Genomic DNA, 15923 nt, shown 5'->3' on the forward strand with positions numbered 1-15923 from the left:
GTTTAATCAGCCCGCCATGTTACTTAATGGGCATCCCTTTGACCAGAATGCCGTGTCCTAAAGCGGGTCATTTTCTACTGCCTGGTGCGCTGGTGGTGCCTCGTTCAATAAGTTCGCAATCCAGCAAACGTGAACCACTACTCACGATGTGGCCGTGAAGCTGTTCTAACAGCAACAGCATAGCTTCTCGCCCTATATCGAAACGGGGTTGCGCTACGGTGGTGAGTGGTGGGTCACAGAACTGTGACAGAGCAATATCATCAAAGCCTACGATCGACAAATCCTGCGGCACGCGTAAGCCTTTACGTTTAGCCTGAGACAGCGCGCCCAGCGCCATCACGTCGCTATGGCAGAAAACGGCCGTTGGGGGGTTAGGCAGCGCCATTAGTCGGTCCAGGGCGGCGGCACCGGCTTCAAAGCTAAAGTTACCGCGTGCGATATAATGCGGATCGACTATTGTTCCTGCACGGCGCAGCGCCTGGACATATCCCTGCAAACGATAGTGGCAAAGCGGCATCTCTTCCGGACCGGCGATGCAGGCAATTTTTTGGTGGCCGAGCTGCTGTAAATAATAAACGGCGTTAAACGCGGCAGTCAGGTTATCAATATGAACCGTCGGCAACTCCAGCTCCGGTGCAAATTCGTTCGCCATTACCATTGGCGGTAAATTGCGTTGTTCTTCAATACTGGCATCAAAGGGCAACCGTGAACCGAGCAGCAGCATACCGTCAATCTGCTTGGTGATAATCAGATTAATAAAGGTTTTTTCCTGCTGATTCTGGTGAGCACAATCGCCAATCAGCACCAGGTAGCCTTGTTCTGCGGCGGTCACTTCGATACCACGAATGATCTCGCTAAAGAAGGGATCGCAGATATCCGGGACAATAACCAGAATGGTGCGTGACTCATTGCGCTTTAAATTTCGCCCCAGGGAGTGGGGGAGATAACCTACGGCTATTGCCGCTTGTTCCACTCGATTACGCGTGCTTTGCGACACTTTATCCGGGTTCATTAACGCCCTGGACACCGTTGCCGTTGAGACTTTCGCCTGGGCGGCAACATCTTTCATGGTCGCATTGGCAACCTGCTTCTTCGGCTTCAACTTCCTCTCCTCGCGTGTACGGCACAGGCGCTGACAACGTCCGTGGTGTCCGACCATACCCACATTCTTAGCAGAAATTGATGTTCGCTGGTTACAGTTATTTCATTAAAAATGTGATGGTTGTTGAATTTTTCGATCTGCTTCGCATAACCACCGGGTTTTGTGCTAGCCGTCGATCGGGTCGACATCCAGCGTCCACTTCACTTTGCGTGACTCTGGTAAGGTATTGATCAGCTTCAATGAATGGCTAACCAGCCGCTGCAGGCGCGCGCGCGATGGGTGTTGCAGCAGGATTTGCCAGCGGAAACGTCCGCCTCGTTTGGGCTGCAGGCAAGGCACCGGTCCCATCATCCACAGTTGATCATCTCTTAACGGGCTGGACTCCAGCAAATTGCGTAACTGCTGCAAAAACAGCGGAGCCTGATGATTATTCTGGTCTTCGGCACGAAACATAATGTGGCTGGTAAACGGCGGTAAAAAGACCGTTTTGCGTTCCGTCAGCGCCTGGCTTGCGAACTCGTCATAGCCCTTGCTGAGCAGCGTTTGTAATAAAGGGTGCTCGGGGTGGTGCGTTTGTAGCAGAACTTCACCCTGCTTCCCGGCGCGCCCGGCGCGGCCAGAAACCTGAATATAGAGCTGGGCAAAACGTTCTGCGGCGCGGAAGTCGGCGGAAAAGAGGGCGCCATCAACATCCAGCAGCGCCACCAGAGTAACATCCGGGAAGTGATGCCCTTTGGCTAGCATCTGCGTGCCGATCAGAATGCGTGCGCCACCGCGATGAACTTCCGCCAGCTGCTGCTCAAGCGCGCCTTTGCGGCTGGTGGTATCGCGGTCAATACGCGAAATCGGCACGTCGGGAAATTCGGGTACCAGGCTATGTTCAAGCTGCTCTGTTCCCATGCCGACCGGCACCAGATTTGTGGAGCCACAGTGCGGGCATTGTTGTGGGATAGCTCGCTGGCTGTCGCAATGGTGGCAGCGCAGATGGCGCTGGCCCTGATGATAGGTGTAGTAGTGGTCGCAACGCGGACACTCCGCTATCCAGCCGCACTCATGGCATAGCAGGGCGGGGGCAAAGCCACGGCGGTTGAGAAACAGGATCACCTGATTATCGGCTTTCAGATGCTGGCCAATTTTTTTGATAAGCAAAGGTGCCAGACCTGATTTTAGCGACTGACCTTTTAAATCCACCACCTGCTGGGTGGCAGGACGCGCATTCCCGGCGCGTTTTGTCAGGCGTAGCTGGCGATATTTCCCCACCTGCACGTTATGCAGCGTTTCGAGTGCGGGCGTTGCCGAGCCAAGAATAACGGGAATTTCTTCTGCGTGAGCGCGATACACCGCTAAATCGCGAGCGTGGTAGCGCCAGCCTTCTTGCTGTTTATATGAGCTGTCGTGCTCTTCATCAATCACGATCACGCCAAGCCGGCAGAATGGGGTAAACAGCGATGAGCGAGTGCCAATCACAATCGCCGCCTCTCCGCTGCGGGCTTTTAGCCACACCGCAAGACGCTCGCTGTCGTTAAGCCCGGAGTGTAAAACCTCAACGGGGGCGTTAAAGCGCTCACGGAAACGGGCGATGGTTTGCGGCGTCAGGCCAATTTCAGGCACCAGCACCAGCGCCTGCTTACCCTGCGCCAGCACGTTTTCCAGCACGCTGAGATAAACTTCTGTTTTGCCGGAACCGGTAATCCCCGCCAGCAGCCAGACGGCGAAACTGTCGGCTGAGCTGTGAATCGCACCGATGGCGGTAGCCTGCTCGGTATTCAGGCGTAAACGCTCTCCCTCCACCGAATAGCTGTCGCGCCAGTCTGTGGTAGAAGGCGCGGCACTTTTCAGGTCGCATAAGCCTTTAGCGCGTAGCGCCTGTAACGCCGCTTCACCGATCTCCAGTTCGCTAACCTGATGACGCCAGACGATATTTTGTCGTACCGCTGCCAGCGCCTGCTGTTGCTTAGGCGCCCGTTTGAGGCTATTGAGGTCAATCGCTTTGCCCTCTTCCGTGGCAAACCAGTACCATAAAGGCGCGTGATGTGCGGGTTTCCCCTCGCGCAGCAAACCGGGCAGGGCATGAAAAAGCACATCACCCAGTGGATGATGGTAATACTCAGCAGCCCACAGCAGGACGCGCCACAGCGCTGCGGGAATCAATGACTCGCTATCCAGCACTTCTGCCACAGGTTTAAGTTCGTTGAGCGGCAATTCACTGTGTTCGCTAACCGCTACCACAATGCCAACCGCCTGGCGTTTACCAAACGGCACCCTGACGCGACAGCCTGATGCTGCCTGCATTCCCGCAGGAATGAGGTAGTCAAAAGTTCGGGCAAGAGGAACCGGCAAAGCGACGTGGGCGACAGGCATTAAAACATCCAGGCTGATAAAAATGACGAGATAGTGTACACTGTGTGTTCCGAAAAATGCGGATCAGTTTGCATCCACCTGCGGGGTTCTGTATGATTCGCCGCCTTTGATGCGCAGTTTTTGGTATCAAAAAACCTAATTTATCAACTTCGCGTGGTGTCTGGCGTTAGGGCTGGAAGAGCGACGCGGCCTTATACAGAGGTTTTCCATGAAAAAGAATATTCACCCGAACTACGCAGAAGTTACTGCAAACTGCTCTTGCGGTAATTCTATCAAGATTCGCTCTACCGTGGGTCATGATCTGAACCTGGACGTATGTGGCGAATGCCACCCGTTCTACACTGGCAAGCAGCGTGATGTTGCTACCGGTGGCCGCGTTGACCGCTTCAACAAGCGTTTCAGCGTTCCAGGCGCGAAGAAGTAATTCGCTGCACGGTAAGAGAAAGGCGCCTTCGGGCGCCTTTTTTGCATCTGTAGCATGCGTTAACCGTTAGTACTCCCAGGTATCCGGATCGATCCCCATCTCGCGCATAATCACTTTTGCCGCTTCAGGGATCTCATCGCTACGTTCTTTGCGCAGGTCGGCATCGTTTGGCAGCGGTTGGCCAGTAAACGCATGTAAGAATGCTTCGCACAGCAGTTCACTATTGGTTGCGTGACGCAGGTTATTCACCTGGCGACGGGTACGCTCATCGGTGAGGATTTTTAACACCTTCAGAGGAATGGACACCGTAATTTTTTTTACTTGTTCACTCTTCTTCCCGTGCTCAGCGTAAGGGCTGATATATTCGCCGCTCCATTCAGCCATGAGATACTTAATCCTCTTATCAATGTATACAGGCTTCAGTCGGACGATGCGCGACGGAAGCGATTATCTGGGCGTAGTGTACAGCCTTTATTAGATCGCGGTCTGCGATGCTTACACCCTAAAGCGGATAATTTTAACGGCTATTGCGCGTTTGCTCAATCTATACGCAAAGAAGTTTAGATGTCCAGATGTATTGACGTCTAACTCAGCAGTGTTTACTCTGGTGGCTGACCTTTATTCGACCAGCAAGGATTCGAGAGCCATGACGCGCAAACAGGCAACTATCGCAGTACGTAGCGGTTTGAACGATGACGAGCAATACGGCTGCGTTGTACCGCCAATCCACCTCTCCAGTACTTATAATTTCACCGGATTCAACGAACCGCGCGCGCATGACTATTCACGCCGTGGCAATCCTACGCGTGATGTTGTACAGCGCGCGCTGGCCGAGCTGGAAGGGGGCGCGGGAGCGGTGCTGACGAATACCGGCATGTCGGCCATTCACCTGGTGACAACGGTATTTCTGAAGCCTGGCGATCTGCTGGTGGCTCCGCATGACTGTTACGGCGGCAGCTATCGTCTGTTTGATAGCCTGGCAAAACGCGGCGCTTATCGAGTTTTGTTTGTCGATCAAGGCGATGAAGTGGCTTTGACCGCGGCGCTTAGCCAACATCCAAAACTCGTGCTGGTCGAAAGCCCAAGTAATCCCTTGTTACGAGTAGTAGATATTGCGAAAATCTGCGCTGCGGCGCGTCAGGCTGGGGCAATCAGCGTGGTGGATAACACCTTCCTGAGCCCGGCGTTGCAAAATCCGCTGGCGCTGGGTGCGGATTTGGTTCTGCACTCTTGTACTAAATACCTGAACGGTCACTCAGATGTGGTCGCAGGGGTTGTGATTGCGAAAGATGCCGAAACCGTTACCGAGCTTGCCTGGTGGGCCAATAATATTGGCGTTACCGGCAGCGCATTCGATAGCTACCTGCTGCTGCGCGGCTTGCGTACTCTTTCACCACGAATGGAAGTGGCACAACGTAACGCCCAGGCGATCGTGGATTTCCTGCAAACGCAACCGCTGGTGAAGAAGCTGTATCATCCTTCGCTGCCAGAAAACCAGGGCCATGAAATTGCGGCTCGTCAGCAAAAAGGTTTTGGCGCGATGTTGAGTTTTGAATTTAACGGCGACGAGCAAACGCTGCGTCGTTTCCTGAGTAGCCTGACTCTCTTCACGCTGGCGGAGTCGCTGGGTGGGGTAGAAAGTCTGATTTCACACGCGGCGACGATGACCCACGCGGGCATGGCGCCAGAAGCTCGCGCTGCAGCGGGGATTTCTGAAACCTTGTTGCGTATTTCGACCGGCATTGAAGATAGCGAAGATTTAATTGCTGACCTGGAAAATGCGTTCCGGGTGGCAAGAGAGGGGTAAACATGAGTGTTTCAGCACCAGCAGGGGCGTCGGGTCGTCAGCTGCATAAATTTGGCGGCAGTAGCCTGGCAGATGTGAAGTGTTACCTGCGCGTTGCGGGGATCATGGCCGAGTACTCTAAGCCTGGGGACATGATGGTGGTTTCTGCCGCCGGTAGCACGACTAACCAGTTGATTAACTGGTTAAAACTGAGCCAAAGCGATCGCCTTTCTGCTCATCAGGTTCAACAGGCGTTACGCCGTTACCAAAGCGAGCTGATTAGCGGCCTGGTGGCGCCTGATGTTGCTGATACTTTGATTGGCCAGTTTATTCACGATCTTGAGCGTCTGGCGGGTTTACTTGACGGCAAAATGACTGACGCGGTGTATGCCGAAGTGGTCGGCCACGGTGAAATTTGGTCTGCACGCCTGATGTCTGCGGTGTTGAATCAATTAGGTCATCCAGCAGCCTGGCTTGATGCGCGTGAATTTATGCGTGCGGAACGCGCGGCGCAACCGCAGGTTAATGAAGGCTTATCCTGGCCGCTACTGCAGGAGCTGATGGCGCAGCATCCGAATAAGCGCCTCGTGGTGACCGGCTTTATCTGCCGTAACGATGCGGGTGAAACGGTACTGCTTGGCCGTAACGGTTCTGACTATTCCGCCACGCAGATTGGCGCACTGGCGGGGGTTTCCCGCGTGACCATCTGGAGCGACGTTGCCGGGGTTTACAGCGCCGATCCGCGTAAAGTGAAAGATGCGTGTTTGCTGCCGCTGCTGCGCCTGGACGAAGCGAGTGAACTGGCTCGTCTTGCGGCACCGGTACTGCACGCCCGTACTCTGCAGCCGGTTTCCGGTAGCGATATCGACCTGCAATTACGCTGTAGCTATTCACCCGAACAAGGCTCGACTCGTATCGAGCGAGTGCTAGCTTCCGGCACTGGTGCACGGATTGTCACCAGCCACGACGATGTTTGCCTGATCGAACTTCAGGTTGCTCCACAGCAGGATTTCAAGCTGGCTCACAAAGAGCTGGATACGCTGTTAAAACGTGCACAGATTCGCCCGTTGTCGATTGGCGTGCATCCCGACCGCAACCTGCTCCAGCTGTGCTACACCTCTGAAGTTGCCGGTAGCGCGCTGCAAACGCTTCAGGCCGCAGGCCTGCCGGGCGAACTACGCCTGCGTGAAGGTTTGGCGTTGGTGGCAATGGTGGGGGCTGGCGTGTGCCGTAATCCGTTGCATAGCCACCGTTTCTGGCAGCAGCTCAAAGATCAGCCTGTTGAGTTTATCTGGCAGTCTGAAGAGGGTATCAGCCTGGTGGCCGTGCTGCGCTTTGGTCCGACAGAGGACCTGATTAAAGGCCTGCACAAATCCCTGTTCCGTGCTGAAAAGCGTATCGGTCTGGTGTTGTTCGGTAAAGGGAACATTGGCTCACGCTGGCTGGAGCTGTTTGCCCGCGAGCAAGAAACCCTCTCTGCCCGCACGGGGTTTGAATTCGTGCTTTCAGGCGTGGTGGATAGCCGCCGCAGCTTGCTGAGTTATGAAGGTCTGGATGCCAGCCGTGCGCTCGCCTTCTTTAATGATGAAGCGGTAGAGCAGGATGAAGAGGCATTATTCCAGTGGATGCGTGCGCACCCGTATGATGATTTAGTGGTGCTGGATGTGACGGCGAGCGAACAGCTGGCCGACCAATATCTTGATTTCGCCAGCCACGGTTTCCATGTTATCAGCGCCAATAAAGTCGCGGGTGCCAGCTCCGGCCAGAAATACCGTGAAATTCGCAACGCGTTTACCAAAACGGGCCGCCACTGGCTGTACAACGCAACCGTAGGCGCGGGCTTGCCGGTGAACCATACCGTGCGTGACTTACGTGAAAGCGGCGATGCCATTCTGGCAATCAGCGGTATTTTCTCCGGTACGCTTTCCTGGCTGTTCCTGCAATTCGACGGCAGCGTACCGTTTACCGATCTGGTGGACCAGGCCTGGCAGCAGGGGCTGACGGAACCCGATCCGCGCGTCGATCTCTCCGGTAAAGATGTGATGCGCAAGCTGGTGATTCTGGCTCGTGAAGCGGGCTATGACATCGAACCCGATCAGGTGCGTGTTGAATCACTGGTAACAAACGGTAGCGAAACTGGCTCAATCGATCATTTCTTTGAAAATAGTGATGAGCTTAATGAGCAGATGCTTCAGCGTTTTGAAGCGGCCCAGGAAATGGGGCTGGTGCTGCGTTACGTGGCGCGTTTTGACGCGAACGGTAAAGCGCGCGTCGGTGTGGAAGCGGTGCGCCCCGAGCATCCTCTCGCTTCACTGCTGCCGTGCGACAACGTGTTTGCCATCGAAAGCCGTTGGTATCGCGATAACCCGCTGGTGATTCGTGGACCCGGTGCCGGACGCGATGTTACCGCCGGTGCGATTCAGTCGGATCTTAACCGTCTGGCACAGCTGCTGTAGAGATTGTGAGAAAACTAAGGCCATCATTTGCTGGTCTTTTTTAATCCCTTCTGCTCATCGTGAATAAAATTCAATTTGATTGAGAATTCCTCATTTCTGGTGTTGAATTTTCAGTTGACGCCACCCTGCTTTTCCTTCATCTTGCTATCTGGACGTCTAAACGTCTGGATAGCAATAAAACACAACATTCATAATAAAATGCGATTGATGAGGTAAGGGTATGAGCTTTTTTCACGCCAACCAGCGGGAAGCACTGAATCAGAGTCTGGCCGAAGTTGCCGGGCAAATTAACGTTTCCTTTGAATTTTTCCCGCCGCGCACCAGTGAAATGGAACAGACCCTGTGGAGCTCAATTGACCGCCTGAGCAGCCTGAAACCGAAATTTGTTTCGGTAACCTACGGTGCAAACTCCGGCGAACGCGACCGTACCCACAGCATCATCAAAGGGATTAAAGATCGCATCGGCCTTGAAGCTGCGCCGCACCTGACCTGTATTGATGCAACACGCGAAGAGCTGCGTACTATAGCGCAGGATTACTGGAACAGCGGCATCCGTCATATTGTGGCTCTGCGCGGCGATTTACCGCCAGGCGGCGGCAAGCCTGATATGTATGCCTCGGACCTGGTGACGTTGCTCAAAGAGGTCGGTGATTTTGATATCTCCGTCGCGGCTTATCCGGAAGTCCACCCGGAAGCCAAAAGCGCTCAGGCCGATCTGATCAATCTGAAGCGCAAAATTGATGCTGGTGCAAACCGCGCGATCACTCAGTTCTTCTTTGACGTGGAAAGCTATTTACGCTTCCGCGACCGTTGCGCCGCTGCGGGTATCGACGTTGAAATTGTGCCGGGGATTTTGCCCGTCAGTAACTATAAACAGGCGCATAAATTTGCCACCATGACTAACGTGCGTGTGCCGCACTGGATGGCGCAAATGTTTGAAGGGCTGGATAACGATGCTGAAACCCGCAAAATGGTCGGCGCTAATATCGCGATGGATATGGTAAAAATCCTCAGCCGTGAAGGCGTTAAAGATTTCCATTTTTACACGCTAAACCGTGCTGAAATGAGCTACGCGATTTGCCACACGCTGGGTGTTCGCCCGGCAGTATGATTCCGATAATGGCCCGCCAGGGCCATGACTTCCCCGTAGTAGCACCACGCCTCAATTAATTATCCCTTTATTTTTAATGGCTATTGTTAAACTTTACGCTGCAGTCGACGTTATCGTTAATAAACCTTTGCTATCGTGCCCGTTAACCAAACGGAAATAACTATCAAATCTGTAGTTTTTATCATCTATAACTTATCAGCAGAGCGGTATATCCTGGTATCAAAATCACGAAGGGAGCAGGAAGATGAGTACAAACGAAAACGATCATAATACGTTGTCCGCAGGAAAGTGTCCGTTTCATCAGAGCAGCCATGATGAAAGCGCGGGCGCTGGAACAAGCAGTCGTGACTGGTGGCCGAAACAACTCCGCGTCGATCTTCTCAATCAACACTCCAGCCGTTCAAACCCTCTGGGCGAAGATTTTGACTACCGCAAAGAGTTCAGCAAGCTTGATTACTCCGCGCTGAAAGGCGATTTAAAAACATTATTAACCGATTCTCAGCCGTGGTGGCCTGCCGACTGGGGTAGTTATGCCGGGCTATTTATTCGTATGGCATGGCACGGTGCCGGGACTTATCGTGCGACGGACGGGCGTGGTGGTGCAGGTCGTGGCCAGCAACGCTTTGCCCCGCTTAACTCCTGGCCGGATAATGTGAGCCTTGATAAAGCTCGCCGCCTGCTGTGGCCTGTTAAACAAAAGTATGGTCAAAAAATTTCCTGGGCCGATCTCTATGTGCTGGCCGGGAACGTGGCGCTGGAAAACTCCGGCTTCCGTACCTTTGGTTTTGGTGCCGGACGTGAAGACGTATGGGAGCCCGATCTCGACGTCAACTGGGGTAACGAAAAAGCCTGGCTGGAGCACCGAGAGCCGGAAGCGCTCGCTAAACGTCCCCTAGCCGCCACCGAAATGGGGCTGATTTACGTTAACCCTGAAGGGCCAAATGCCAGCGGTGAGCCGCTTTCTGCCGCCGCGGCCATTCGCGCTACCTTCGGCAACATGGGAATGAACGACGAAGAAACCGTTGCGCTTATCGCCGGTGGGCATACGTTAGGCAAAACCCACGGTGCTGCAGAAGCGACCCATGTAGGAGTCGATCCAGAAGCGGCCCCGATTGAATCTCAAGGCCTGGGTTGGACCAGCAGCCACGGGAGTGGTGCAGGTGCTGATGCGATTACCTCCGGCCTGGAAGTGGTCTGGTCACAAACTCCAACCCAGTGGAGTAACTACTTCTTCGAGAATCTGTTTAAATTCGAATGGGTGCAAACGCGCAGCCCTGCGGGAGCTATTCAGTTTGAAGCTGTCGATGCGCCGGAAATCATTCCCGATCCGTTCGACCCGTCGAAAAAACGTAAGCCAACGATGCTGGTCACCGACCTGACGCTGCGCTTTGATCCTGAATTTGAAAAAATTTCCCGTCGTTTCCTTAACGATCCGCAGGCCTTTAATGAAGCCTTTGCCCGCGCGTGGTTCAAACTGACCCACCGTGATATGGGGCCAATTGCGCGTTATATCGGCCCGGAAGTGCCAAAAGAAGCGCTGATTTGGCAGGACCCACTGCCGCAAGCGACTTTCAACCCGACCCCGGCGGATATCGATCGCCTGAAAGCGGAAATTGCTCGCTCCGGCCTGACCGTAGGCGAGTTGGTTTCTGTGGCCTGGGCTGCGGCGTCTACTTTCCGTGGCGGCGATAAACGCGGTGGGGCGAATGGCGCTCGTCTGGCACTCGCTCCGCAGCGGAGCTGGGATGTCAACGCCATTGCGGCTCGCGTTCTGCCAACCCTTGAGGCGATTCAGAAAGCGACGGCTAAAGCTTCTCTGGCCGATATCATTGTGCTGGCGGGGGTTGTGGGTGTTGAACAGGCGGCAGAAGCGGCAGGTATTAGCGTGCGCGTGCCGTTTATTCCTGGTCGTGTGGATGCCAGCCAGGAGCAGACCGATATTGAGATGTTCAACCTGCTTGAGCCCGTCGCGGACGGTTTCCGTAACTATCGTGCCCGCCTGGATTCCGCGGCTACTGAGTCACTGTTGATTGATAAAGCGCAACAGCTGACGCTGACCGCGCCGGAGCTAACGGTGCTGGTGGGTGGTTTGCGCGTCCTGGGTGCGAATTTTGATGGGGGTAAACAGGGGGTATTTACCGATCGTCTGGGCGTCCTCAGCAATGATTTCTTTGTCAATCTGCTGGATATGCGCACCGAATGGAAAGCCACCGATGCCTCTTCTGAGCTGTTTGAAGGCCGGGACCGTGAGACGGGCGAAGTGAAACATTTAGCGACCCGCGCGGATCTGGTCTTCGGTTCTAACTCGGTTCTGCGTGCGCTGGCGGAAGTGTACGCCTGTACTGATGCCAAAGAGAAGTTTGTGAAAGATTTCGTGGCGGCATGGGTGAGAGTGATGAACCTGGATCGTTTTGACCTGAACTAGGTTTGTTCAGCGCTAAAAATAAAAGACCACCTCATGGCAAGAGGTGGTCTTTTGCTAAGCTCGTTTTTGGGCTTAGCCGGTGTTACGCATACCCGCAGCAACACCAGCGATAGTCACCATTAACGCCTGTTCTACCTGCGCGTCCGGCTCCTCACCTTTCTCTTCTGACTGGCGCGAACGGTGCAGTAATTCTGCCTGCAGAACGTTCAGCGGGTCGGTGTAGATATTACGCAGCTGGATGGACTCGGCAATCCACGGCAGGTCAGCCATCAGATGTGAATCGTTGGCGATATCCAGCACCACTTTGATATCGGCTTCCAGCTGGTCGCGCAGCTGCTTGCCAAGTGGCCACAGCTCTGGCTTCACCAGGCGCTGGTCGTAGTATTCCGCAAGCCACAGGTCTGCTTTCGCAAAGACCATTTCCAGCATGCCGAGGCGCGTTGAGAAGAATGGCCAGTCGCGGCACATGGTTTCCAGCTCGTCCTGTTTGCCGTCTTCCACCACTTTTTGCAGCGCAGCGCCAGCGCCCAGCCAGGCCGGCAGCATCAGGCGGTTTTGCGTCCAGGCAAAGATCCATGGAATAGCGCGCAGAGATTCAACACCGCCATTGGGGCGACGTTTCGCCGGGCGCGAACCCAACGGCAATTTACCCAACTCCAGCTCTGGTGTTGCCGAACGGAAATAAGGCACGAAGTCTTTGTTTTCGCGGATATAGCCGCGGTACATATCGCAGGAGATAACCGACAGCTCCTCCATAATATGTTTCCACTCTTTCTTCGGCTCCGGCGGCGGCAGCAGGTTGGCTTCCAGAATCGCGCTGGTGTAGAGCGACAGGCTGCTGATGGTGATTTCTGGCAAACCGTATTTAAAGCGAATCATCTCGCCCTGTTCGGTCACGCGCAGGCCGCCCTTTAGGCTTCCCGGCGGTTGAGAAAGCAGCGCAGCGTGCGCTGGTGCGCCGCCACGGCCGATAGAACCACCGCGTCCGTGGAACAGCGTCAGAGTGATCCCTGCTTTCTCACAGGTTTTGATCAACGCATCCTGCGCCTGGTACTGTGCCCAGGAGGCAGCCATTACGCCTGCATCTTTTGCCGAGTCAGAGTAGCCAATCATGACCATCTGCTTGCCCTGAATAAAGCCGCGATACCAGTCGATGTTCAGCAACTGGGTCATGACATCGTCGGCGTTGTTCAGGTCGTCGAGGGTTTCAAACAGCGGAGCAACAGGCAGCGCGAAAGTACAGCCCGCTTCTTTCAGCAGTAAGTGAACGGCCAATACGTCAGACGGTGTTTTTGCCATCGAGATAACATAAGCGGCAATAGAACCGCGTGGCGCTTCGGCAACCACTTTGCAGGTTTCCAGCACTTCGCGGGTATCGTCGCTTGGCTCCCACTGGCGCGGCAGAAGTGGACGCTTAGAATTCAGTTCACGGATCAGGAAGGCTTGTTTGTCTGCTTCAGACCAGCTTTCGTAATCGCCAATGCCCAGGTAGCGCGTCATTTCACCCAGTGCTTCGGTGTGACGAGTGCTTTCCTGGCGCACATCGATACGAACCAGCGGCACGCCAAAACTTTTCACGCGGCGCAGGGTATCGAGCAACTGGCCGTTGGCGATAATGCCCATACCACAGGCTTGCAGCGACTGGTAACACGCATAAAGCGGGTCCCAAAGCTGTTCGTTTTGCGTCAGTAGACCTTCTGGTTTTGGCAGGCGTTGACCTTTAAGGCGCGCTTCCAGCCAGGCTTGCGTTGACAGTAACTGCTGGCGAATCCCTTTCATAATGCAGCGGTATGGCTCTTGCGCAGCATCCGGGCCTGCCAGCGCGCTGAGCTCTGGCGTACATTCCACCATCGAGAGTTCGGAGATCAGCACCTGAATATCACGCAGGAACAGGTCAGTGGCTTTCCAGCGGCTTAGCAGCAGAACGTGACGGGTAATATCTGCGGTAACGTTCGGGTTGCCGTCGCGGTCGCCGCCCATCCAGGAAGTGAAACGTACCGGAACAAAATCGACCGGCAGTTTGTAATTCAGGTTGTCTTCAAGCTGTTCATTCAGCTCACGCAGGTAGTTTGGCACGCCTTCCCACAGGCTGTTTTCGACGACCGCAAAACCCCATTTTGCTTCATCTACCGGGGAAGGGCGGTGCTTACGAATTTCATCGGTATGCCAGGCCTGGGCTACCAGCTGGCGCAGGCGGCGCATGATCTGGTTGCGCTCGTAATCGGCGATGTCGCTGTGGTCGAGCTGTTTCAGGCAGCTATTGACTTCAACCAGCTTGTGGATCAGGGTGCGACGGGTAATTTCGGTTGGGTGTGCGGTCAGCACTAATTCCAGTGACAAAGATTCAACAGCATGACGAATGGCGTCTTCGCTAAGATCGGGCTGATTTTTTAATTTTTGGAGTGTCTTAGCAATAACTTCAGGATTGCTGGCAGCTTCGCCATTGGCGGAAATGCTGTGATATTGCTCGGCGGTGTTGGCCAGGTTCAGGAATTGGCTGAATGCACGGGCTACAGGAAGTAGTTCGTCGTTAGACAGGTTCTGTAACGTGGTTAGCAGCTCCTGGCGGTTGGCTTCATTGCCAGCCCGTGAGGACTTAGACAATTTGCGGATTGTTTCTACGCGGTCAAGAATGTTTTCACCTAACGCATCCTTGATGGTATCCCCGAGCAACTTGCCGAGCATACTGACATTACTTCGCAAAGCGGAATACTGTTCGTTCATATGACCCCAGACACCCTATCCAATCTGATATGTAATTTAATTTCACCCGTGAAGGTTCAACACCGTCTTTATAAAGCCACGTAAGTCTGGTTTCGTCAATTGCTACGAAATCGTTTCAGCAAACCAATAAATCGCGCTAATTCATGAAATTTTATTACTAACTTCGTAGATAAGCGTTTCTTATGAGGATCCGCTAAAAAGCAGCTTTAAAAGGGGGCAAAACCCCCTGAATCGTTATTTTTAATGCCAGCAAAAATGATGCACCACCTGGGTGATGAGTTTGCGTGTGGGTTCGATAAACCGGGTTTCAAGATATTCATCGGGCTGGTGTGCCTGGTTTATCGAGCCTGGCCCCAGCACCAGCGTCGGGCAGAGGGTCTGAATAAATGGCGCTTCGGTACAGTAGTTCACGACTTCGGTTTGCGCCCCCAACAGTTTCTCTACCACCTGCACCAGCTGGTGATCTCTGGCGCATTCGTAACCGGGAATCGGCGGGTGTAGTTCCGACACCGTCAGGCGGCCCGGCCATTTCTGGCTAACGGGTTCCAGCGCTTCGTTAAGCAAACCATTCAGATCGTTTAGCGTCAGGCCCGGCAGCGGGCGAATATCCATATGCAGTTCACAGCAGGCGCAAATACGGTTGGCGGCGTCACCGCCGCTAATATGACCAAGATTGAGCGTGGGATAAGGCACGGTGAAAGCATCGTGGTGATAACGCTCTTTCAGGGTATTTTTCAGCGCCATAATATGACCGATAGCATCATGCATCAGTTCGATGGCGTTGACGCCACGAGCCGGATCGCTGGAATGCCCTGATTGCCCAAGAATGCGAATCGCATTGGAAATATGGCCTTTGTGGGCGCGTACCGGCTGTAAAGAGGTCGGCTCACCGATAATGGCGCAGTCCGGGCGGATATGGGTGGTTTCGGAGAAGTAACGCGCGCCTGCCATGGTTGTCTCTTCATCGGCGGTCGCCAGAATATAGAGTGGTTTTTTAAGCGTGGTGACATCCACATCGCGCAGTGCATCAAGAATAAAGGCAAAAAAGCCTTTCATATCGGCGGTGCCGAGGCCGTAGAGCTTATTTTCGTGCTCGCTCAGCGTGAACGGGTCGCGCGTCCAGCGGCCATCGTCAAATGGCACGGTATCGGTATGGCCCGCCAGTAATAACCCGCCAGCGCCATTCCCGATGCTCGCCAGCATATTGAATTTATTCCGCGTACCGGGCACCGGCTGCACTTCGACATTGAAGCCCAGATCGCGAAACCATCCGGCCAGTAAATTGATTAAAGACTCATTGCTCTGATCCAACGCGCTGTCGGTGGCGCTGATGGATGGAGTCGCGATCAACGCGCGGTAAATCTCGATAAAAGGAGGTAATTTCATCTTCACTGTTGACAGGCCTTAGCTCGGGTTGGTATACATAATCATGCAGTTATATTGAATAAAAATACAATATTCACTGCCGTAAGGGAACCCCAGGTTCCAGTGGATTTAACCACGTAATCGTACGTTGGGTGATGGCTGACCAGCT

10 protein-coding genes are annotated in these 15923 nt (G+C 54.1%); 5 read left to right on the top strand and 5 right to left on the bottom strand.

Annotated elements, in window-relative coordinates; all coding sequences use genetic code 11:
* Positions 1-67: 67 nt before the first annotated feature.
* A complete protein-coding gene (gene cytR / locus EHN07_RS00270) occupies positions 68-1102 on the bottom strand; it encodes a DNA-binding transcriptional regulator CytR (RefSeq protein ID WP_124022229.1) in 1035 nt (344 codons plus the stop codon).
* A 165-nt stretch (positions 1103-1267) separates the two neighbouring features.
* Positions 1268-3463, bottom strand: a complete 2196-nt coding sequence (priA, locus tag EHN07_RS00280) for a primosomal protein N' (protein ID WP_124022231.1) — start codon at positions 3461-3463, stop codon at positions 1268-1270.
* 208 nt (positions 3464-3671) lie between these two features.
* Here priA and rpmE point away from each other — a divergent pair, with 208 nt between their 5' ends.
* Positions 3672-3887, top strand: a complete 216-nt coding sequence (rpmE, locus tag EHN07_RS00285; RefSeq protein WP_124022232.1) for a 50S ribosomal protein L31 — start codon at positions 3672-3674, stop codon at positions 3885-3887.
* A 66-nt stretch (positions 3888-3953) separates the two neighbouring features.
* On the opposite strand, the gene metJ is transcribed toward rpmE, so the two are convergent.
* Entirely contained in the window at positions 3954-4271 is a 318-nt protein-coding gene (gene metJ / locus EHN07_RS00290; RefSeq protein ID WP_124022233.1) for a met regulon transcriptional regulator MetJ, read from the bottom strand.
* A gap of 262 nt (positions 4272-4533) precedes the next feature.
* Here metJ and metB point away from each other — a divergent pair, with 262 nt between their 5' ends.
* From metB to katG, 4 genes are all read left to right on the top strand, one after another.
* Positions 4534-5694, top strand: coding sequence for a cystathionine gamma-synthase (metB, locus tag EHN07_RS00295; protein ID WP_124022234.1), 1161 nt, complete (start codon positions 4534-4536; stop codon positions 5692-5694).
* 2 nt (positions 5695-5696) lie between these two features.
* On the top strand, positions 5697-8129 hold the full coding sequence (locus tag EHN07_RS00300; protein WP_124022235.1) for a bifunctional aspartate kinase/homoserine dehydrogenase II: 2433 nt from the start codon (positions 5697-5699) through the stop codon (positions 8127-8129).
* Positions 8130-8349: 220 nt separating this feature from the next.
* Positions 8350-9240 (top strand): methylenetetrahydrofolate reductase, encoded by an 891-nt coding sequence (gene metF / locus EHN07_RS00305; RefSeq protein ID WP_124022236.1) that lies wholly within the window; start codon positions 8350-8352, stop codon positions 9238-9240.
* 244 nt (positions 9241-9484) lie between these two features.
* A complete protein-coding gene (gene katG, locus EHN07_RS00310; protein ID WP_124022237.1) occupies positions 9485-11665 on the top strand; it encodes a catalase/peroxidase HPI in 2181 nt (726 codons plus the stop codon).
* A 72-nt stretch (positions 11666-11737) separates the two neighbouring features.
* On the opposite strand, the gene ppc is transcribed toward katG, so the two are convergent.
* Positions 11738-14389, bottom strand: coding sequence for a phosphoenolpyruvate carboxylase (ppc, locus tag EHN07_RS00315; RefSeq protein WP_124022238.1), 2652 nt, complete (start codon positions 14387-14389; stop codon positions 11738-11740).
* 240 nt (positions 14390-14629) lie between these two features.
* On the bottom strand, positions 14630-15781 hold the full coding sequence (gene argE, locus EHN07_RS00320) for an acetylornithine deacetylase (protein WP_124022239.1): 1152 nt from the start codon (positions 15779-15781) through the stop codon (positions 14630-14632).
* Positions 15782-15923 lie beyond the last annotated feature (142 nt).

Origin of the sequence: Buttiauxella warmboldiae, assembly GCF_003818135.1 — a bacterium.
Classification (GTDB): domain Bacteria; phylum Pseudomonadota; class Gammaproteobacteria; order Enterobacterales; family Enterobacteriaceae; genus Buttiauxella; species Buttiauxella warmboldiae.